The following is a 21,214-nucleotide window of genomic DNA, read 5'->3' on the forward strand; positions in this document are numbered from 1 at the left end:
AAATCTTATCGCCCTAGATAGCAGTACCAGGTGGTGTGAGTATGTCCAACCTTGTCAATAACTCAACTAATGATTCACTACTTCCCACTCCTGACAACCTTGCTGCTACGATGCAAACTATTGATACGCTGGCTGGCTGGTTAGAGAATACTGGGATAGCATCTGGTGCGATCGCCCAATGGAAATACAATTGTTTAGCAACTACTTTTCCTGCTTTAAGTAATTTAGTTGAATCAGCTAAAACCTTACTCGGCAGTACGATGCCTATACCAGAAACAGGTATGGGAGTGACTGAACTCGCTAATCTTTTAACCGAGAGTTGTGAACGGAAAATCAAGCCAGCCGATGTGAATCAAGCTTTAGTAGCATTGGGGTTCCAAGTACGCCAAGAAGCATTGCGAGTTTGGGAATTAACTGAATCTGGTAGCGAATTTGGTATGGCATTACTAGCGACAAGTAAGACGAATACTTGGTCAGGCGCACAAGTAAAATGGTTCAAATCGGTTATTCCATTGTTAGAAGAGCATTTCCAATCACAATCAGACTCGAATGAGCAGGTAGCAGAATCGCGCAATGGTAAAAGTCATGCCCCTGACTCTGAACGTCAGTATTGGTTTATGGAAGAGCGAGTTAAGCATTTAGGGTTAAAGTCTAATGCAGATCAACGCTTGCATATTGATATGTATGTGGCTGACTCCTACAAAGAACGGCATGGTAAGCCACCAGGAAAGCAGTTATTTAAAAATACTCAATCTACAGCCGTACCCGTCGCCGATGTTGATTTATTAGATGAAGCTATTAATAAAGTTATCGTCAAGACTAATGGGCATTTAACTAAAAAGGGGTTAATCAGCGTGTAAAACTTATTTATTAGTAGTAAAAAGCTTGTTAAGTCTCGCCTTCATCGTGCGATGAAAGTACATATCCTGTTTGTACCCCAGATAGCCCTGGTTAAAAAATAGCTGTAATGCTTTCTAGAAAAGAGTTGTAGAAAACTCGTTTAAGACGAAGCAATGGTGAGCCAGTAGACATCCCGTTGCCTTAATCTGCCTTGTTTTTCCGATAAATTGGTGGAAGTCGCAGTAATTAAAATTGCTTGAGTAGCGATCGCATAAACAATTTTTAGTTTAAAAAATTCGAGCGAATAATTTTTAGTTGCCTGTTTTTTGTGAATTATTCGCTCGAATAATGAGCTAGGGCGTGTCATCAATTAGCTAAACTGGAATCACGAAATTGGCATTTGATTTGATTTCTGGCTATTAAGAGTTATAATTACGTCATAAATCACATCAACCCTTTGCTAAACTCCCCTTCTATTAGCTCGGCTTTTGGTTTGAAACGATCGTGAGCTATGTTGGGTAGAGATGAATAGTCAAAGCGATCACGCTTCTGGTTTTGGGTTGATGATTGATTTAGCTACTGTCTGTATGACAGAAGCCAAGAAGTGTAAATTTACACTCCTTCACAAAATTTTAAAAGTCTTTACTTGTACTTAAGCTCTAAATGTTATGATGCAAGTCATAATTTTTTAGGGTTAGAGTACAAAACGCGCTTTCTTTAGAACATCTACATAAGTAGCTAAAGAATTGATTCGTGGGAAATAAAGACAAATAAACGCAGATAGGCGCATGAATACTACGCGCGTCTATCTGAATTAATGAAAGTTACGGATACATTTATATCAAGGCTAAAAGGCGACAAAAATGAAAGTAAAACTCTCTATGTTACTTCGTGCTGTGCTAACGCAGTATTTAAAAAGCCTTATTATGATGGAAACCCCAGCAACCTAAGCTACCAGGGTTCCAATTAGTATCTGATCCGAAGCGAGTAATCTTGGCGGATGCGCGCTTCAAATGTTTAAACAGAAAACATTAAAAGAGGTTAACCCCCTATGGGACACTTATTATATATTCTCGCTTTTTGTGCGAGATTTGTCGAGTACTTGAGTCAAGTACTCGTGTTGAAGTTGTCGGCTAAACCTACTCTAACTACCCCAAAATCTACACTAATTAACTGGGGATTAACCAAGAGTTCGTTTTCAGGTTTGATTTTAAGAATTACTGCAATCGTCTTCAGCCACGCGCTCCTCGCCATCGCTTTCGTAGGAGGTGCGGCATGATAGCCAATTTTAAACAAGACTTTCCTAAGCAGTCAGGCAAAAATAACCCCTGTCCTATTTGCAGCCGCACCAAAGACAAAGACTGTAAATGGAATGATTCAGCAATTCTGTGCCACTCCTACACCAATGGAGAAGGTAATTTACCTGGATACGAATATAAAGGCGTTAGTAAGAATGGTGGCAACTGGGGTATATATTCCCTAGCTCAAGAGAAAAAAGCTGTACGCTCAAAATCTAAGAAGGATTATTACTACTCAGATCGCGACGGCAACTCATTAATCAAAGTCACGCGGGTAGACGATGGGCAGGGACGTAAGCAGTTCTATCAGTCTCACTGGGATGGTAAAACATGGGTAACTGGGTTAACTGATGAAATTAAAAAATCAGTTCCCATCTACCATTATCAGAAAGTGAAAGAGGCGATCGCCAACGGACAGCTTATTTTTTGGGTTGAGGGTGAAGGCGTAGCTGATACCTTGTGGGAACTGGGTATTCCTGCAACTACAACATTAGGCGGTTCTAAGGGATATCGTTCTTATGGCAACTACTTGCAGGATTTAGCAGGAGCATCGCTAGTCCTCAGCCCAGACCGCGATGAGGCTGGACTGTTATATATGGCAGTTATTAACGCTGATTTTCCAGATGTTCAGTGGTGCTATTGCTTCCCAGATTCACCAATTTGGGAACATATACCCAAAAATGAAGGGGCAGACCTAGCCGACTGGATTAAGGACGGTGCAACTGCTACAGATATTATGGGCGCTGTAAGAACCAAGCGAGAGTTAAAACAGTTCAAGCCAAACGACAACAGCAACAGTAATGTTATTGAACATCCCACAGCTACGCGGGAAATTTACAGCAGTGAAGAAGTTAGCCAAAAAATTGACCAGCTTATCAGTGATGGATTATCAGGTAGTCAACTAGCCTCAGAGCTTGCTGATTTAGCTGTAAATTCTCGCTATAACCAACTTGCTGTAGAAAAAATCTACCAAGCTGCTTTGAAAGAGCGTGAGCAGGTAGAAGCTAGGCAGGATGTAGGCATAGAACTAGAAAAGCTAATCAATGCCAGTAACAGCACTATTGATATTGGTCAGATACTACCAGCACAACTATCAAAACCTATAAATCAGTTAGCAACTTGGCTTAACCTCAAGCCAGAAACATATCTAACGGCATTATTAACTACTACAAGCAGTTTGTTCAAAGTTGGTACAAGGATTGCAGTTTGTCCTGCTACCGATTGGGAAGAAACGCCACAGATTTACGCTGGCATCGTTGCACCTAGCTCTCAGAAAAAATCACCTATATTGAAAGCGATTGTTACCAAACCACTGCAAAAGCTACAGCAGCAAGAAAAAGAAGTTTTTAAAATAGATAAAGCTAACTATGAGAAAGAGCTTCAAGAATACAACGAAGCTAAGAAAAATAATCGTGGCTCAGGTGACAATCAATCATCAGATGATAAGCCAGAAGAACCAAAGCTTAGGCATTACAGCTTTACTCAGGGAACTACTGAAGGACTGTTAAGACAACTGCAAAACCATTCAGATAAAGGTATCCTTTGGAACTGCGATGAACTAGCGGGATTGTTCAAGGGCGCTAACCAGTACAAATCTGGCAAGGGCGATGATATTGAGGCTATCTTGTCGATGTACGATGGCACACCCATTAATCTACTTAGAGCAGATGAAACTAAAAATATTAGTTTAGACGGCTGTATCCTTTCCATCATGGGAACTACACAACCAACAGTCTTACAGTCGTTAATGAAAGATGACACAGACGGTAATGGGCAATGGGCAAGGTTCTGTTGGGTAAAACAGCCACTAGCAGTATGCACAATTCCAGAGTCGGGAAAAATTGAGCTAACGCCCTTATTAGCAGATATTTATCAGAAAGTAGACGACTTGCATCCTACCGTCTACCGCTTAAGTGCTGAGGGCTGGAAATTATTTCGTGATGAATATAACAGGCTTGAGTTAAAGCGTGTTGAAACCGCAAATAAATCTAGTGGGTTATCTTCCTGCTACGGCAAGTCAGAGGGACGATTAGCCCGTCTATGCCTAAATCTGCACGTACTTTGGGAATTAGCTGGCGATCAGGTTCCAGGTGAGGAAATTAACGCCGAGATTGTTAAAAAAGCGATCGCACTAAATCGCTTCTACCTTGCTCAAGTAACCAGCCTATATTCTGACTTCCACCAAGACTCACTAGCGCCACATCTACTGAAGGTCATTCAACTAAGTGAGCGTAAAGGCTGGATCAAGCCTAAAGATGTCCAACTCAGCACTACACCAAAACAGCGACCTACACCTGAAACTGTTCGTACTTGGTTTTATGAGTTAGTTTCACTGGGAATGGGTATTACTCAAGGGGAAGGTAGAAATATTCAGTTTCACTACAAAGTAGACGACAAAGTAGACAAAGTAGACGACAAAGTAGATAAATCATCTACCAGTGAAACCATTGATAATACGTTATTACAGCCCAAAGTAGACAAAGTAGACAAAGTAGACGATTTTCAAAATTTAGCTAATACCAACAGCCAAAATAAGGAATTAGTCACACTTCTAGCTCAAGTAGACAATCCTGAAAAAACATCTACTTCTATAGAATCGTCTACTTTGTCTACTTTCCCCCACAATCAAGAACCAGTAAGCGATGTAGCGGTAGACAACTTATCTACTACCCCGTCTACTTTTGTAGAAACGTCTACTTTGTCTACTGATGAGAGTTTAAGTACTGTTACATCAAGCAATGAAGTTGCAGAGTGTGCCGAAGTTTTGGCAGTGACTGAGAGCGTAGAAGCCTTATCAGAAGTTATCAACCAATACGGACGTAAGATCTGCACACAAGCAGTAAAACTTTTAGATGAAAAACAAAGCTGTGTAGTAAAAGTAGTGAAAAAATTGCAAGTCAAACTTAAGAAGCAATTAGGCGATCGCTACCAGGACCTACCAGCATGAGCTAAATAGTTTTTAGTATCCTTGCCACTGTAGTTTTGGAGATTTGCAGTTCCTTGGCGATCCATCGGTAGGATTTACCGTCGCTGGCAAACTGCTTAACCTTATCTTCAATTCTCTCGATTCGCTTAGGTGATTGCCCTGGCTGTCTGCCCAACTTTTGACCGCGAGATTTAGCAGCAGTCAAACCAGCTTTGACACGCTCACGGATAAGGTCACGCTCAAACTCAGCGAATCCAGCAAGCAAAGTGTAGAGTAGCTTACCCTGTGGACTGTCAAAGTCAAACTGCAATCCTGACTGAGCAATGAGAGAAACATTTCGCGATCGCAACTCTTGAGCAGTAGCGATTAAATCTGTTGTAGAACGTCCCCAACGGGATAGCTCTGTGACCAGTATCAAATCAATCTGCCTTGCCTGTGCCAACTTCAAAACTTTAGCTCTCTCAGGTCGGTCATCTTTGGAACCAGATATATATTCTTGATAGATGCCAACTACCTGATAGTTAGCTCTAGTCGCGTACTCGTTTAAGATGCGTAACTGGTAATCAAGATCTTGCTTGTCTGTGCTGCAACGTGCATAGATAGCTACTCGCTTTTGTACCAGATAAACCCCTTCAGATTCCAACTGCTCAAACCCTACTACTGCGGTTATCTCCAATTGTACCAAATAGACAAGTGTTTTACTGGTACGAAATAATTCACGATAGTCTATCAGTATGCTACCAGTGTCATACCTTGCCAACAAATCTATTTTTGCATATAAATTAATGTTGTACCAGTCTGTTGCCAGTATCTTACCTTTAATAATAGGTGCAGGACGCACGTATTACACCAGTCTGTTATCAGTATTTTACTCTTAATTATAGGTATGTTATTACAGTATGATGCTAGTAAGTGACTCAGTAACAGACGATGGCAACAGATAAAAAACATATTGCAGTGTACCTAGATAAGGAAAATGAAAAATCCTTAATGGAGTACATCAAGCAGCATGGTGGTATTAAGTACAGTGCTGCGGTTAATCAGATTCTTGCTACTTTCTTTGGTAACTCACTTAGTAATTTACCAGTAACAGACAAGCTAGAGGCTACTATCACAAGGATTGTAGAGGAGCAGTTAAGTAAGATATCTAGTATCACACCTAGTAACGTACCAAGTGATGAAGTGCTGGAACGACTAAGTATTTTAGAGAATAAGTTAGAAGATTTAAGTAGCATACCAGAAACAATACCAAGTAGCTTACTAGAACAGGAAGTAGTAGAGCCTGGGCAAATACTTAGTAACATACCAGGTATCGCACCTAGTGAAGTGGGAGGTGTCAGCTTAAGAGATGCGATCGCATCTCCTGACAGTGACGATAAACCCTATAAAGTTGCACTAGAGAAAGACGCTAACGCGCCTGTAGTAGACCCAAAATTAAATTACCTAGAACTAGAAGTAGAAGCTGCACTTGAACCCGACTTAGAAACAGACCCTGGTATATCGGAACCCGCACCACCATTAGAACTAGAAAGAAGAGAGGAAGCAGCAGCAGAAAAGCTGGAAGCATTAGTAGTTGAAGTAGAGGCATCAGAACCAGACAGCGAGACTACGACGGCTGTAGAAAAACCGAACCCTTTGAGTCAGCAACAATTGGCTAAGAGACTAAAATGCAATCCCACCACCGTCTATAGAGCTAGGCAGAAACCAGAATCAGACTTTCTTTCTTGGTCAAGCAAAAAAGATCCTGATTGCATTGGTTGGCGCTTTGATAAGAAAAGAGAAATATTCAACCCAGTGGTTTAAATCAAAATTTTATCGTTTTTTTTGTCAAATAGGTTCTGAATAAAGCATTAGAATAACTCATCAAATGTGTCAAATTTAAAAATTGACAGAAAATGCAATTGCTCTTTTTTTGAAAGCACACCTTTCAAACCCTTACAGCGTATACGTTACGCTTGGCAGAAACTTTTTTTGCCTATTTTTTCTGTTTTTTTCACTGCCAAGCAAAAAGCACTCACCCTAGTTATGGTATGAGTGCTTAAAGGTTTTGTACAAACTTGTGTAAGTTTCTTGTGTAGAGGTTAAACTTTTAAACCAAATAGATTATTGAAATATAATTGACTGTTAACTCCAGTGGTTTGTGTACCGTACAGGCTGCAAAAATCATTTTACGCAAGTGTCTAGCTTTACTTAAGCTAGTTAGGCACGACTTAATTAGATAAATTTTTGTTGTAATCGTGAACCTATAATTAGTCTCTTATGTTAGTAAAATTTATTGTCTGTGCAATTTTATCCTGCACTTTGTCAGTTTGGTCAACTCCTATTGCTTTTGCTCAAAATTCCCAAACAAATAGTTCAATCACAAGTTCAGCACTTAAAATAGCTCTAATCATATGGTTGATGATTGCCCTTTTTTATGTTTTAATTTTTGCTTTTAATAAAATGATAGACAGGGATTCAAGAAACATTTCTCATTATCGCTCAATTAAAGATTCCCCTTCAAACTCTTCATCTAATATTCCAAGTCAGTCTGGCTCACAATCAGTATCCCAACCTGCTTCTCAATCTGTTGAGGAAATAAGTGTTCTTTATCCTAGTAGCTTAGAGTTTTCTATCTCAATAAGTAAAGCATGGAATCTCAGAGGGTTTGACGATCTCAATGATAGATTAGATGAACAACAAAGAACGTTTACCAATCAAGTTAACAGTCTTATATCTACCGCATTAATAAACCTAACACCTGAAGTAGCTGATAGAGTAAACATTTTGGACAATAGTCTTCTTCATAACATAGCACTTAAACAGTTAAGTAATGTATTAAGTGAAAACAGATGTGAGTTTTTGAAACCTATTTTAATAGCTCCTTACTTGTCACTTGTTGATGAAACAGTTAGTGAGTGTAGGCGTTACAGGATAAGGGAAGCATCTAAAACAGGAAATGAGCAGTTGAAAGATCTAGCAAGAAGGATTACTAAAAACGATAGTAATCGAAGCGAAATCGAAAACATTGCAAAACAGGAATTTTCTGAAAAAGATTTTGACCTTTTTAAAAAAACAATTCTTAAATTATACAAAAAAATTCCATATAGCTACTATGGTATATATAAAGCACTTCAATTAAAAAACAAAGAAGAAAATGCTAAAACGGTTGAGGAGAAAGCCTATTTAAATGAATTTATTTTTTACATCAATAGAGCAGCAAGTGAAGCGGAAAAAGCCGAAAATCAGGAATATTCATAATGGTTCTCGCTATTATGAATTACAACACATCGTGATGATTTTGAATTTAAAACAAAAAATGCCCCGCTAACCTTATCAGCCCCGCCAAGCTTACCCCGCGAATCATACCTGATGCAATTCACCCCGCGTTTGTTTTCCCCGCCTTAACAGCCCCGTAAACCCCGCCTTATCTGCCTTGCCTTGTATTGCCTTGCTGTATACCCCGCCAGCCTTGCCAGCCTTGCTATAACCTTAGATTGTACTTGGTACAAAATCACCCCGCCTTGCCTTAGTCAGCCCCGCCAGCTACAACTTCACCCTACCCCGCTAAACTTGCCTTGAAACTGCCTTACCCTTACTTGCTGGACAGCCCCGTATTAGTGATGAAATGCGCTATCCATTTTTGAAGCCTTTACCCTGTAAGCTTTTCAGCCGTCGCTCTTTCCGTCAAAATCGCACTTTTTTGATTTTTTACCCTATCTTGACGGAAGATTTTTGCCGCGATCGTCACAGCACGAAGTCATCTAACAAGCTGGCATCTTCTAAAATTTCCCCAGTGGCATATTCGTTAAAATTTTCCATGTATACATATCCTGATTCGTCTGAAAGTATTGGGCTTGTATCTTCAAAGAAATCTTTAAATTCATTGGTGGTATCAGGTTTTAGCAGTAACAGTGTTACTCTGTCTAGAATTGCTTTTTCGGGATGTATGGTTTAAGATTAAGTAATTTATCATTTTTAACTTTTTGTGTTTCATTACAAAGGTAAAAGATATGTTGGCTAACTTTTTAAACGAGTTTTTAGTTTCAATAGTGATGGAGCTTACTGCAAAAGGAATAGATGCTCTTAATCCTACTGATGCACAAAAACTTCTTAAAGAAGATGAAAAAGATAGACGTACACAATATTGGGGTTCTAAGGGATTCTGGGCAGGACATATTGAAGTTATTTGTAGAAATTATGATTTGTATGAAAAAGAAAAAACACAAAAACATTTAAATTTTGTGCTTGACGTTTTTAATCAATATAATCGTCAATATAACTACGAAAAGCTTTTTAATAGTAAATTAGTTTGGGAACAGAATAAGTTAAGAAACTATTCTTTATGGATAGCTGATTTTGACGAATCTGTTAAAGAAGAAATAATACACACGAAAACTTTAGTTAAATTAAAAAATGACTCTATAATAATGGACTATATAAAAAGTCCTAATTCTAAGAGGTACAAAGAAGTTATAAAATATCTCAAAACATTGCCTGTTGAAGGTTCAAAGAACCCAACTACAAAAAATCAAAACACTGTAACTGCTGAAGAATTAATTGAAAGACCTGTTATAGATTCTGATTTTTCAAGTGCTGAACAGATGAAAAAACAGGTAGAAGAGTTACAAGCAGAGTTGAAGAGATTAAAGGAAAATTAAATAAAATCGCATTTTTTTTGATTTTTTATCTTGTCCTTTCTTGACGGAAGCTTTTACCGTACTACTCAATATATTTTTATGTGCTATAAAGTAAAGTCATTTAACAAGCTGGCATCGTTTAATATGTGATATTCAGCACAGATTCGATGTTTTCTGGTGTCTGACTTGTTATCTGTTCAACAAAAACTTCTACTTCTTCTGACTTTTCTGGATGTAAAACAGTAATAACTTTATATAAGATTTTATAAGATGTTTCTTCTAGTCCTATATAATCACCTATATTTGGTACAATAAAAAATTCTTTCAATCCAACCCTTTCCCATTTTTCTTCCTTAGATGACCTTTTAAATATCCTAAGATTTATCATTTTTGAACTGTTGTTTTCACTCATTATTTTTTCTTTTTAAAATTATTCGGTTTGATTACATTACTTGGAAGATACTTGACCTTGCTTTGAACTGGCTTGCCAACTTTGCTATGCTCCGATATCATTTTAATCATACCATAATCTCACGTGCTACAGTACCAAGTCATCTAACACGCTGGCATCGTCTAGCACGTCGCCTGTTGCATATTCTTCATAATCGTTATCACTGCTATAGAGACTATTACTTTATTAAGTATAGGTTTTAAGAATTATTAATTGAAAAAAATATATCTTAGTTAATTCGATACTATTTTAATTTAACTTACCAACAAAATCTAATGAAAAATGTTGTACTTATTCGGAAAGAAGTTAAATTTAAATTTAATTATACTGAAGAAAGTCCTAGTAAAAAAGTGTATATAATAAACGATTTAATTTTTGAAAATGAAGCGTTTGATTTACAAATAAAGTCTATTTTTTCAACTGCCAGATTTCCTCTTTATTGTTATTGTCGTATTTACAAGCCTAACTCTTTTTTTGATGATGAACTTAATTTGTGTGTATCATATTATAAATTAACAGCAGAACCAAAATTTTTAATATTACCAAAAGATTTTTGTATGGAACTGGAAATCGACTATAAATATGATTTCCCCCCTTACTTTCATATTACATTAGCAGCTTGTAAAGTTGATATAGTTTCTACCTGTATTCATTAGTAATTTTTTTCAAATTTTTATAGATAAAGGCAATTGCTTGATAGGTTCTAAATTTTGGGGTATATCACCGTCAAACATCTTTTTATAAGCGTGGTGTGTAGGGTGTTTAAGCAAGCTAGGAACGATAGCACCCTCTACAATGGCTGGATAAAGCATTAGAGAGGACATACACGGCTTCTATGGTCATTATTGGCATCACCGTGCCGAAAAAGGAAAATTGTACGTTAAGAAATCGGCATCAAATCCTAAGCCCTGAAAATACGTTAATTTGACCTCACTATCAAGGTGCAGAGTATACGCTCTACTCTGCACCAAGCAAGAATAATCATTTCTACAAATAAGACGGGTAAAGGCTTTCAGCCTGCTTTGTACGATTTTCCCGTTTTGGCACGGTCATGCCTTATTTGTCAAACTGGGTTGCAAGCTTGATTTTTCGTTTGCTGTATTGACGTAACTGCGTGGAATGTGATCAAAAGTGTTGATGCCGTTCGATTGATCCTAATTCTTTTGATAATACGGCGTAAATAGAAGGTTCGTGCAACCAGGGGCAACCTAATACATAAGTACTACTCACACCCCAATTTTTGAGCTTGATTGATAAGTAATACAAATCATAACTTTGCCTAGTTTGACTCCTTTTAGGCAAAGTATGCTAGAGATAGCAACCAAGGCATGAGGATTGCACCCATGTCTGCCGACACTACTCAACTTCCATTTTCGGCAAAGTCGCAATCTCGTTCGGCTCCCCCTGTCAAACGCTCATCCGCACGTGAACGAGAATATTTGCGACCATCAGAAGTAGAAGCAATGATCAGTGCGGCTCGCTCTGTCGGTCGTCATGGGGTAAGGGATGCAGCAATGATTTTACTCATGTTCCGGCATGGGCTGAGTCCTTCGGACACGCTTCGCGAACGCACGGCTGAGTTAGTTGCACTTAAATGGTCACAAGTGGACTTTTCAGGTGGCTATATCGAAATTCGTCGCGTCAAACACGGGCATGATACTGTCCATCCGCTACGCGCTCCAGAATTAAGAGCATTGCGACAATTGAAACGGGATTATCCCGACACTCCCTATGTATTTGTGTCCGAGCGCAAAGCTCCTTTATCCACAAGATCTGTCCGTCAGATTATCGCACGAGCAGGATTATTAGCCAAAATTCCATTTCCAGTTCATCCCCATCAACTACGTCATGCTTGTGGCTATTATTTAGCTTCAAGTGGTCAAGATACTAGAGCAATTCAAGACTATTTAGGTCATAAAAATATACACCATACCGTTCGCTATACTCAAATGTCACCTCAAAGATTTGAAAATTTCTGGAGAGACTAAGCTACATATAGTTGTGTTAACCCAGCAATTCTTTGTTGGAGATCTAATGTGAATGTACCATAAGGATTAACATGACTAAAAATTAAAGGAGTCATCGCCCTTTTATCAAATTCTGTTAACTTTTGTTGCCAATGATTCTGTTCTAAAACACTCTGAATCATCAAAGTGTTCACATACACCAAACAGATTTGTAATAGGTGCAAAGATAACACAGATAATTCCTGACTTTCTAAGCGATTAGAAGCAAACTCTCCACCTTTACCGTAGAAGATGAAATCATTAACCCCATTCCATCTTTCCACTACATTTAATCCTTCATTAACTTCTCGCCGGACTTCGGATGAGTCAAGGTACTGACACAAGAAAATCGTTTTTATCACCCGACCTAATTCCAATAATGCAAGATAAGTCGGATGTTTAAAGGGATTTTTGCTAAAACGTTTTAGAATTGCCTCTGTTTCAGCCGTTCCCAATCTTAAAGCAGTAGTAAACTTCACCATCTGGTCATACTGTTGACGAATCAAATCCCAGTTAATTGGACGAGTCAGAATCGGCTGTAGATTAGGGTAAGCATCACTTTGTCCAACGTGAGGACGATATAACTTTTGTACCTTAATCCGCTTCAATCTGGGCATTAACTGAAATCCCAATAAGTGAGTAAAGGCAAACGCCACTTCACTTTGACCATGACTATCAACATAGTTTTTCTGCACATCCATATTGGTACAGTGGCGTAAAACCCCTTCAATCATGGCTGCGACTTCACTACTAGAACAAGTTTTTAGTTGGGAATAAATGCAGGTAGATTTCTTTTCAACGTGCCAATAAATCATCACTCCTCGACCACCATAACGTAGATGGTACTGGGTCATTAGATTTTGATTCCATGCTCCAAAATGCTTACTATCACTGGCACAGGTAGTAGTTCCTTCTCCCCAAATGTGAGGTAAGCGAATCTCGAAGATGGCATTAATAACGTCAGCAATGGCACTACGTAACTGGTCTTTATGGATATAACGACGGCGTACATAGAGTAAATCTTGATAATTTTCGCCATTGATCCCCGTATTAATTCTCTTTAATCCAGTATTAGTTCCCATGCCATAAAGACACAGTAATAATCGCTTTTGTAGTGTTTCTTTGTCTATAATCTCTCTTGTACCCATACTTGTGAAGTTCTGGGTAAAATCTACTCTCAAATCTGTTTCCTTGAGAATGTCTAATAGACTGGTATGCTCCCAATTCCTGTTAATTTCTCCCTTGAGTTGTTTAAGATTGATTGGTTCGGGAGCAGGCTCTATGGGGCTAAGTTTGATTAAACCTTGACATGACTTACCGATAATAGTGACATCTTTGTTCTTAGGCATTCCTTGATCTAAATTCTCTAGCCCCTGTGCCATTTGTTGTTGTAAGTTAGAAATCAAGGTTTCTACATCTAATGGAAGGGTTAAAGCCTGGTAGTAAATTTGACGATGTTGGTCAAAATCAGTGGGTAAATCATGATCTGGATTACCATAGCGATTAGCTCCTACTACCCAAATTTCTTTACAACTGAGTCTTTCTCTGAGGGCTTGTAAAACGCTGATTTCGTAGTTGATACAGTTAATCCGTTCATTCCCATCAGGGTCTTTTTCAAAGAGAATTTCTTTCCAACCACTTTTGAGGACTCCATTAATCGGAATATCTTCCTCTGCATGATAATATCTAGCTTTACTTTGGGCGTATTTTTTTAGTAACTCTAACGCTTGAATTACGGGACGATGAATGTCATTATTAGAGCGAAATTCTAATACCGATAGCAGAGTCGGGATCATCCGGCGATAGTGGCTGGCAAAGGATGAACGCATTACGGTATAGACTCTTTGACGGTAAGCTGTACCATTCGCTTTATATTCAGCTACTAAATCTCGAAGAGTTTTCTGCGATACTACAGGATAGATTACTTTTTCAATGACCCCCGAAGGTTCAGCTAATGCTACTTCAGCAATGCGAAATAAAATATTAGTTTTTCCGGTTACTTCTTTAAAGTCAGAGACTAATTCTTTGTTGATACGCCTTTCCGCTCTTGTCCCAATTCGTTTAATAATTGACATTAGTAATTCGATGAGATTATCAGTAATCTCTTGAGCGCGTTGAACACAAAACGCTGCCATTAGAGTATAGCGAATCGCTGGGGGATGTTGTCGTAAAAGGTAAGGAGTTTCTGTAGCTGCCCGATAACGGTAAGTTTTGATCTGTTTTGGTGATATTCCTTCAAACAAATTAGGGGGTAAACCAATATTGCGAATACACTCTTTGTTTCTCAATTTCAGTTAAGAAGCTTTCTAATCCTACAGGACCTGGATCTGTTTTGAGAAAGGCAAATTCGGAAGTTCTGAGTTGGTTAGAAGTGTTTTTTTCCTCTGTATTGTTTGATTCCGTATTTTCTAGATTGCTGGTTGAATCTGTGTCAATAAGAAGATCTATTTGCTCGATTATGGCTGGGGTGAGTTGAGCGTAAATTTGAGTACAAAAGATGGTTTCATGCCTGTTAATGGCACTCCGAATTAAACGTTCAACTTGTTTGGTAGTTGGCGGTTCAATTTGTAATGAACGAAACTTTTGATAAATTTGTTCAAGCAGTGATTCAAACCTTTGTTCGTTGGGTAAAATACAAGCAATTAACCAATTAGATATCTCCTCGGAATCAGAAACAGTAGCTACCCGAAATCCAAACAACTCCCGAATTTCGGCACGATGATTTTTGCTCTTTGCGCCCTTGCCACTTATATTGAGAATATATTGATGGGTCGGCTTTTAATTGTGATGATATGTATTTGATTACAATGGATGCTATTTCCGCTTCCGAGTCGGGGAAACGAGCCATTAGTTGAAAGTACTTTAATAAAATAGCAAAACCAACTTGTCCTGCACCAACTTTCTTCTTAACCAGTTCTAATTCTTGGGGAATTAAAGTCCAATTTTCGACCAGTTCCTCTGTATCCCCATATAGTTTAACCATTCATTATCTTCCCCGCTCAGGTAATACCAGTTAGAGAAAAGCATAAATGAATTAGTTGTTATCATTCCTGAAATATTTTAATGCACATTAACAATTTTTTGTCAAACTAACTTGGACAGACACATCAGCATAACTTATCAAATTGTTGTCAAAACTGGTGGTATTTATCAGAAATAGGTAAAGACTGAAAGCTATACAGGGCATAGGCTTGAACTACTCGTTGCCCCTGGTTGCACGAACCTTCTATTTACGCCAATACGTCGGAATATATGGTTTTGTTGATATTAAAAATCCTTAAAATGGATTTTACCTTAAACGGCAATGCCCAAAAAAGTGCAGGAAGTGTCAAGCATTACCATTGGGGACTACTTGAGAGCTATCAACTTGTTCTAATTCTTGATCGGCTTTAGGGTCGTTAAATAATGGTTTTTCGGCTTCAATGTCGTCATAGGTTATTTTCCCGACGACTCCAGTGGGGGATAGCATGGACAGTGCTGATACTGCACCTAATACTTGTTCTGGTCTAACTTCTAGGTATGTTTGTAACTGGGTTAAGTTGCGATGCCCTGACACTTCTGCAATTACTCTTAGGGGTATGTTGGCATCGCTCATTTGGGTTAAAGCTGTTCGTCTGAAGCTATGAGTACTAGCTCCTTCAATCCCAACTCGTTGACAAGCCATACGAAATATTCTCGCGGCTGAATCTGAATCAATATGACTGCCATAGCGACCTGGGAACAGAAATTTTTTTCCAGATTCTGGATAATATACCGCCAGTATCAACCGTAAATCTTGGATGATGGGAATTGTGCGGGTCGATAATTTTCCTTTGGTATTACTTTTTCGGATTGTTAAATGCGATCGCACTATCCCTTGAAGCGTGTAAACATCTTCGCTGAGTAATGTGCAAGCTTCGTTGATTCTGCATCCGCTAAATAGGCATACGGCAAATATGCAGCGATCGCGTAGGTTATGCAGTCCCTGTGTAAACAGTAGCTGTATCTCTGCTTGGGAGAGAATTTTTCCTTTGCCGTGTCGGTTGCGTTTCACATTAACGCACCTTTCATACTTATGGTTCTATGACAATATTACAGTGAGACTAAGGATTTTAAAACAGATGCTACTAGGCATTAATCTGGTCTAAGTATAAAAAGCAATACTTTTAATACTTTTCATTTAATTTCTCCGTATGAATACGTCGCGCGAGCGCCAAAATTGAAAAACCATCAAAAGCTTTCTCTAAAAAAGTTTTGATGGTTTCTAGAGATGTCTATTGTTTTAAACCTAAGCAATACTATCATTTGCTTGGAGAATATGTCTCCAAGTATTACTATCAGCTATTTCATTAGCAATTACATTCCAAGGTAAATTACGAACTACCTGTCTTCCCCTATTAATTGCTTGTAATCTATCATGTTCAATAATTGAAGTTATTCCAGCTAACGTTCTTAAATAAGCACGGGTACTAGCTTGACTTAAGCTATTAGACAAGATCTTATTCATTGTACCTAAATGACACATAGCGTCAGGGTCTCGACTTGGCAACCGATATAAATTTTGTAGAGAAATACGCGGATCTATGCTCAGTTCTGAAGTTAAAGAAGTAACGGTAGTTACCATAAGACTACTGATAACCTTAGCTAAACACCAAAGTTGCATAGCCCGATAAGCCTCGTCGAATCGGTTAGCGACTGCTAACGTTTTGAAGGTACTGTAGTGGATACGGGAAAAGTGGGGTTGATCAGCAAACAGATTTTCGTAAATTCTCATTGCTCCTTCAAAGTTCCTCGCTCGTTTTAGTTCAATTGCTTGCTGTTCCTGCACCATGTAGCTTGTACTTCTCATCCAAGCATCAATTTTTGTCTGATAGGTGGCTGGATTGTATTGTTTGATATAACGCGCCAGGTAGATCATTCCCTGCTCTAAAGAAAGCTTTGAATAAAGATCTGATAAGTTTTTAGGTACACCGCTAATTCTCTCCCTGATAATTTCAGCCCTCTCTGTTCTTCCTGCTACCTTATACTGTTCTGCTGCCTCATTTAATCGACCTTGATTTTCCAATTCAATCGCTCTGTATTCTGCTTTCCTCTGTTCATTGTCACTATTTAACCAGCAGCGCTTGGCATTTTCTGGCTGTTCTAATACTTCCCACTGTTGTGCTGCTTCTTCCCACTGTCTTGTAGTCTCTAGCGCGTTGGCACTACAAAGTGTTTCGTTTTGAGAATTACCAACTTGCGCCCAGCAGTTGGCTGCTTCCTGCCACTGCTCTACCTTCTGAAATAATTTAGCAGCAACTTCAAATTCTCCGAGCCATTTCCGTCGTTGCGCTACTTCTGCCCACCGTTTATCAGATTCTAGTGCCTGTGCTTCACATTTCCATTGCCTTTTTCTATTACCGACATTTGCCCAACAATCCGCTGCACGTTGCCACTGCTTCACTTCTTCAAACAACCGCGCCGCCTCTCCCCATTCTTGCAACTCAAAAAAAATATTAGCTGCTTCCTCGTGCTTTCGTTGTTTCAGTAGAAGCTTCGCCTTAGTGTTTTGTTGTAGCGATGTATCACCCGACTTTTCAAAGCACTCGATAGCTTGTTGATAAAACTCAGCCTTCAGATAATAAAGCCCTTGTTTGCGCCAGATCTCTGATGTAGGCTCAACGCGAGCGCTTTTTACTAATTCAGAATTCAGCGAAATTAGACAACCTATTAATTCTGGCTGCTCCCAAATTTCAGAAACTTTTGACTCACAAATATTTAAGATACGTCTAGCACGGGTAATAGCTACATACAGTAGGTTTAACTCTAGTAGGAATAATGGTTTTTCTTTATCTTGTAGCAAACCACCCCTAATTACTTTATTCCAAAGTTCTTTTTTTGGTTGAAAAAACTCAACCAAAAAAACCGTATCAAACTCTAGTCCTTTAGCTTCTTCTATAGTAAAAACTAAGCTAGTTTGGAAATTCTTGCGAAATTTTTCTTTATCAATATCAGTCCTAACTAAGATAGCTTCCCCTGAATTTAATTCTCTTAATGTTAGCTTCAGTATTTCTGGAGTAGCTGTTATCAAGCGCCCCATCTCTCCGTAGCTTCCCGCAATCTGAAAAGTTTCCCTTACTTGACTGCCCAGCAGCCTATAACGTAATTTCAGAATTTGATTAGCTAAATTAACCAGCGTGCCAACACTGCGAAAATTGAAATTTAATGTTCTCTCAACGACTGTCTGTTGTTTCCTGTAAAACTTCTGTTTGAGTTCTTCCCAACGAAAACCGCTGGGGCTAATCATCTGATGCAAATCCCCAGCAAAAAAAAGCTGTCCCTGTGGGGCTAAGAGTTGAAACAAAAGCTCTATCTGTAACTCAGTCAAATCCTGTACTTCATCGCAGACAATTACTTGGTAACGGAAACCTAGATCCTTTTTGATTCTTTGCAGCACTTGACGCGCTAAGTCAATTTCATCAAACAATCCATTCTGATTCAACTGCTTTTGATACCATTCAGCCAGCTTATGAACTTCCTGCCGCTGCTGTTGGGGAATTACCGTAGAACGTTTTTTTCCCAAATATTCATAATCTCTCCTGGAGAGAACATTAGTAGTAGTTGAAAGCTGCGCCCCTTTAATGATGCTGCGAATTTCATCCCAAAGCAGGGCAGGAGGGTATTGCTGGCGTTCTTTCCGGCGGTAGAGTTCGTCGAAGACTTGGAAGTTAACTTCATTCTCGGCAATGTATGATTGCCCCGAAGACTCTAGAATTTCCAAGCATAAATCACGTATGGTTTTAAACTCAAACGTCGTTTGAATGTCAGGATTGCTATGGTTTACGAGTCGCTGAAATTGCTCTTGGGCATTCTTCACCAGCAACGGGTTATAGGCAACATATAGTCGTTTACCTGATGGCGAATTCTGCCAACTTTGGAAAAGTCGGTAAACTGCTACTGTAGTTTTACCTGTACCAGCACTGCCTGATAGAAGGAGATTTTCAGCTAGATGTGCTAGTTCATATTCTTCAGGTGTGAGCTTCAATTGCAGATCGGCATCCCTTTGGATAACTGCCCGTTGCCACTCTGCTTCTGATTTCACAACTTGCCATTGGATATTACCCAAAAGTTCATCTATGAAATCAGGGGGAATTTGCAAATCTTCTACTTGTGCTGCGTCAAGGGCAGATTGTTCGGCAAGAGTCAAAGTAAGGCTATCAGTCTCAAGATTCCCAATAACTTCTAGTTGTTCAGCATCCAGCCATTCGGCGCTAGGGGTTCTCTTTCTGGCTTTGGCTCGTTGAGATACATCATCGTGTTCCAAACAGATATCTTGAACGGCAATGTAGACTTGTGCTTTGCCTGTCTGAGGTGTCCTCGATTTGTCGTAAGTAAAAATAAGACGAACAGCCTTAGTAACTCTTGCTTCCCAAACCTTCTTGGCTATTCCTTTGAGTTTTTTGACCCGCAACCCACTATCAAACTGCTGCTGTCTCAACTTTTCGATACACTTCCATACACTTTCTTTCAAGTTACTCTGTTCGTCAGTACGGAGGAAGTCAACTACATCAGGGTGCAATACAGCAGGTAGAGACATGGAAGGAATTCGCTTAAGTAATATTGAATATTTTACCTGCGGATTTAAATAGAAGTGCGGGTGCATACCCAACAGCAGTTCGACCCTAATTGGATCAGGAATGCGATTGAAAAACCACTTGAAGAAATGGATATTAAAGCTTCGACGCGACTGGAATAGTTAAGTAAAAAGTGGTGAAGTCCTCAAAACTGAATGTATCAACAATCAACTGGAGGGCTAAAACGCTGCATCATTGACTTAGCCCGTTTTATGTTAGCAAGCTTTGTCCGTTGTTCTGCCCTCTTCTTGGCTTCGGCTAAGATTTCCCCCCATGCTTGCGGATCTGCTTCATAGTGTTCAAACACAGCTTCAATCAGCACTTCTCTGCTAATACCATTTTTTCGTGTAACTGCCATCAAGCGATCGCTAATTCCTGCTTCTAATCTCAGTGTCGTCTGCTTAGTTTGAATTTCTCGATTTCCTGGTATGACCGTTTCTTGGTATCTAGATGTCGAGATATCTACACTGCTAGATATCAAAGAAGCATCTCGACTTTGAACAGAGGGGCGTTTTCGTGTCTTCAAGCGTTCCAAGGCATCATCGCTCATTTGTTAGTACCTCAATCATTTTCTCAAATGGATACTGTAAATCCTTCTGTCCGATGTCAGATAGAAGTTTCCCTTGACGGATAGCTCGTTTAAACTGCTCAGATTCACGGATGGAAGGCAGCACTGGAATATCACCAGCAAATTCTTTAATCGTGGCTATGTTCTCTCTACTTTCGAGTGTTTGGGTTAAACCTACCCACCGATCTCGAAATGGGATGATTCCCAGCACTTTGCCATTAAAAGCCATGACACTGGCTTGCTCCTCTAAAAACTCCAGAGTATCAATTAGAGAATTAACTCCCTTCGTTGCAGCTTCTACAGGAATCAACGCATAATCTGCTGCACCTACAGCAGTCAGGCAGATTTGGGAACGGGAAGGTTGAACGTCAATTAGTACAAGGTCAAACAAGTTTTGTACTGCTTTTAGTCTCAACTTAAGAATAAATGCACCCGTACCACTACTAGCTAGATACTCTGAAACTTTAAATAAACTTCGGTCAGATGGCATTAAAAACAGATTTTCGTGAGTCGTTGAATAAATGCCATCTTCTGTCTGTACCTTACCATTGAGAACTTCTAGTAAAGTGGGCTGGTTAGGCTCTACTTCATGATTTAGGTAAAAAGTCAGATTAGCTTGGGGGTCACAGTCAACAGCCAGCACCTTTTTACCTTGCTGTGCTAGCAACAGTGACAAGTTAAAGATTACAGTTGTCTTCCCTTGACCCCCACTGAGAGATACACAGGCACAAGTTTGCACAATGCTATGTTTAAGTTAAGTAAATAAAAAGGAATTAGTTTAATGTACATTACAGATATCCAGATGTATAGATATCTAGGTACTTACCGGATTAGAAAGGTATAAATATATTAAGAGATTCAGAAGAGTGTGCCTAACTTACGAGGCAAGGAGAAGTGTTACTGATTTTGAGATG

16 protein-coding genes and 1 pseudogene are annotated in these 21,214 nt (G+C 39.1%); 8 read left to right on the top strand and 9 right to left on the bottom strand.

Annotation, left to right across the window (positions count from 1 at the left end):
• The first annotated feature begins 41 nt into the window (after positions 1–41).
• Positions 42–860, top strand: coding sequence for a hypothetical protein (locus tag CRI9333_RS27955; RefSeq protein WP_015205621.1), 819 nt, complete (start codon positions 42–44; stop codon positions 858–860).
• Positions 861–1,000: 140 nt separating this feature from the next.
• Here the strand turns inward: CRI9333_RS27955 and CRI9333_RS24235 are convergent, their stop codons facing one another.
• Positions 1,001–1,207, bottom strand: coding sequence for a hypothetical protein (locus CRI9333_RS24235; RefSeq protein WP_015205622.1), 207 nt, complete (start codon positions 1,205–1,207; stop codon positions 1,001–1,003).
• 908 nt (positions 1,208–2,115) lie between these two features.
• Here CRI9333_RS24235 and CRI9333_RS24245 point away from each other — a divergent pair.
• Positions 2,116–5,085, top strand: a complete 2,970-nt coding sequence (locus CRI9333_RS24245; protein WP_015205624.1) for a DUF3987 domain-containing protein — start codon at positions 2,116–2,118, stop codon at positions 5,083–5,085.
• 1 nt (position 5,086) lies between these two features.
• On the opposite strand, the gene CRI9333_RS24250 is transcribed toward CRI9333_RS24245, so the two are convergent.
• Positions 5,087–5,905, bottom strand: coding sequence for a recombinase family protein (locus CRI9333_RS24250; protein ID WP_015205625.1), 819 nt, complete (start codon positions 5,903–5,905; stop codon positions 5,087–5,089).
• A gap of 89 nt (positions 5,906–5,994) precedes the next feature.
• Here CRI9333_RS24250 and CRI9333_RS24255 point away from each other — a divergent pair, with 89 nt between their 5' ends.
• The 4 genes from CRI9333_RS24255 to CRI9333_RS24265 all read left to right on the top strand — a co-directional run bounded on the left by CRI9333_RS24255 (position 5,995) and on the right by CRI9333_RS24265 (position 9,704).
• Positions 5,995–6,867, top strand: a complete 873-nt coding sequence (locus tag CRI9333_RS24255; protein WP_015205626.1) for a hypothetical protein — start codon at positions 5,995–5,997, stop codon at positions 6,865–6,867.
• 456 nt (positions 6,868–7,323) lie between these two features.
• On the top strand, positions 7,324–8,304 hold the full coding sequence (locus CRI9333_RS24260) for a hypothetical protein (protein ID WP_015205627.1): 981 nt from the start codon (positions 7,324–7,326) through the stop codon (positions 8,302–8,304).
• Positions 8,305–8,671: 367 nt separating this feature from the next.
• Entirely contained in the window at positions 8,672–9,001 is a 330-nt protein-coding gene (locus tag CRI9333_RS27115) for a hypothetical protein (protein ID WP_157462504.1), read from the top strand.
• A gap of 55 nt (positions 9,002–9,056) precedes the next feature.
• The gene (locus CRI9333_RS24265) at positions 9,057–9,704 is read left to right on the top strand and encodes a hypothetical protein (protein WP_015205628.1); all 648 of its coding nucleotides are present in this window, start codon (positions 9,057–9,059) and stop codon (positions 9,702–9,704) included.
• 118 nt (positions 9,705–9,822) lie between these two features.
• Here the strand turns inward: CRI9333_RS24265 and CRI9333_RS24270 are convergent, their stop codons facing one another.
• Positions 9,823–10,095, bottom strand: coding sequence for a hypothetical protein (locus CRI9333_RS24270; RefSeq protein WP_015205629.1), 273 nt, complete (start codon positions 10,093–10,095; stop codon positions 9,823–9,825).
• Positions 10,096–10,409: 314 nt separating this feature from the next.
• On the opposite strand from CRI9333_RS24270, the gene CRI9333_RS24275 reads away from it, so the two are divergent.
• The gene (locus CRI9333_RS24275) at positions 10,410–10,790 is read left to right on the top strand and encodes a hypothetical protein (protein WP_015205630.1); all 381 of its coding nucleotides are present in this window, start codon (positions 10,410–10,412) and stop codon (positions 10,788–10,790) included.
• Between the two features lie 9 nt (positions 10,791–10,799).
• Here the strand turns inward: CRI9333_RS24275 and CRI9333_RS27120 are convergent, their stop codons facing one another.
• Positions 10,800–10,958, bottom strand: coding sequence for a hypothetical protein (locus tag CRI9333_RS27120; RefSeq protein ID WP_015205631.1), 159 nt, complete (start codon positions 10,956–10,958; stop codon positions 10,800–10,802).
• A 519-nt stretch (positions 10,959–11,477) separates the two neighbouring features.
• Here CRI9333_RS27120 and CRI9333_RS24280 point away from each other — a divergent pair.
• A complete protein-coding gene (locus CRI9333_RS24280; protein ID WP_015205632.1) occupies positions 11,478–12,122 on the top strand; it encodes a tyrosine-type recombinase/integrase in 645 nt (214 codons plus the stop codon).
• On the opposite strand, the pseudogene CRI9333_RS24285 reads toward CRI9333_RS24280, so the two are convergent.
• The 5 genes and pseudogenes from CRI9333_RS24285 to CRI9333_RS24310 form a co-directional block, all read right to left on the bottom strand.
• A pseudogene (locus CRI9333_RS24285) lies at positions 12,119–15,123 on the bottom strand (Tn3 family transposase). The gene CRI9333_RS24280 and the pseudogene CRI9333_RS24285 overlap by 4 nt on opposite strands.
• A 345-nt stretch (positions 15,124–15,468) precedes the next feature.
• Positions 15,469–16,173, bottom strand: a complete 705-nt coding sequence (locus tag CRI9333_RS24295; protein WP_015205633.1) for a tyrosine-type recombinase/integrase — start codon at positions 16,171–16,173, stop codon at positions 15,469–15,471.
• A 234-nt stretch (positions 16,174–16,407) separates the two neighbouring features.
• Positions 16,408–19,695, bottom strand: coding sequence for a UvrD-helicase domain-containing protein (locus CRI9333_RS25360; RefSeq protein WP_015205634.1), 3,288 nt, complete (start codon positions 19,693–19,695; stop codon positions 16,408–16,410).
• A 197-nt stretch (positions 19,696–19,892) separates the two neighbouring features.
• Positions 19,893–20,282, bottom strand: coding sequence for a hypothetical protein (locus CRI9333_RS24305; protein WP_015205635.1), 390 nt, complete (start codon positions 20,280–20,282; stop codon positions 19,893–19,895).
• The gene (locus CRI9333_RS24310; RefSeq protein WP_015205636.1) at positions 20,272–21,039 is read right to left on the bottom strand and encodes a ParA family protein; all 768 of its coding nucleotides are present in this window, start codon (positions 21,037–21,039) and stop codon (positions 20,272–20,274) included. The genes CRI9333_RS24305 and CRI9333_RS24310 overlap by 11 nt, the downstream gene beginning before the upstream one ends.
• Positions 21,040–21,214 lie beyond the last annotated feature (175 nt).

The sequence above is a fragment of the Crinalium epipsammum PCC 9333 genome (assembly GCF_000317495.1).
Lineage (GTDB): Bacteria > Cyanobacteriota > Cyanobacteriia > Cyanobacteriales > PCC-9333 > Crinalium > Crinalium epipsammum.

Bases quoted from the DNA above. Each gene is read 5' to 3' on its own strand.
- CRI9333_RS24305 (WP_015205635.1), bottom strand. From the start codon at position 20,282: ATGAGCGATGATGCCTTGGAACGCTTGAAGACACGAAAACGCCCCTCT.
- CRI9333_RS24270 (WP_015205629.1), bottom strand. From the start codon at position 10,095: ATGAGTGAAAACAACAGTTCAAAAATGATAAATCTTAGGATATTTAAA.
- CRI9333_RS27955 (WP_015205621.1), top strand. From the start codon at position 42: ATGTCCAACCTTGTCAATAACTCAACTAATGATTCACTACTTCCCACT.
- CRI9333_RS24255 (WP_015205626.1), top strand. From the start codon at position 5,995: ATGGCAACAGATAAAAAACATATTGCAGTGTACCTAGATAAGGAAAAT.
- CRI9333_RS24280 (WP_015205632.1), top strand. From the start codon at position 11,478: ATGTCTGCCGACACTACTCAACTTCCATTTTCGGCAAAGTCGCAATCT.
- CRI9333_RS27115 (WP_157462504.1), top strand. From the start codon at position 8,672: ATGCGCTATCCATTTTTGAAGCCTTTACCCTGTAAGCTTTTCAGCCGT.
- CRI9333_RS27120 (WP_015205631.1), bottom strand. From the start codon at position 10,958: ATGTCCTCTCTAATGCTTTATCCAGCCATTGTAGAGGGTGCTATCGTT.
- CRI9333_RS24275 (WP_015205630.1), top strand. From the start codon at position 10,410: ATGAAAAATGTTGTACTTATTCGGAAAGAAGTTAAATTTAAATTTAAT.
- CRI9333_RS24265 (WP_015205628.1), top strand. From the start codon at position 9,057: ATGTTGGCTAACTTTTTAAACGAGTTTTTAGTTTCAATAGTGATGGAG.
- CRI9333_RS24245 (WP_015205624.1), top strand. From the start codon at position 2,116: ATGATAGCCAATTTTAAACAAGACTTTCCTAAGCAGTCAGGCAAAAAT.
- CRI9333_RS24235 (WP_015205622.1), bottom strand. From the start codon at position 1,207: ATGACACGCCCTAGCTCATTATTCGAGCGAATAATTCACAAAAAACAG.
- CRI9333_RS25360 (WP_015205634.1), bottom strand. From the start codon at position 19,695: ATGTCTCTACCTGCTGTATTGCACCCTGATGTAGTTGACTTCCTCCGT.
- CRI9333_RS24260 (WP_015205627.1), top strand. From the start codon at position 7,324: ATGTTAGTAAAATTTATTGTCTGTGCAATTTTATCCTGCACTTTGTCA.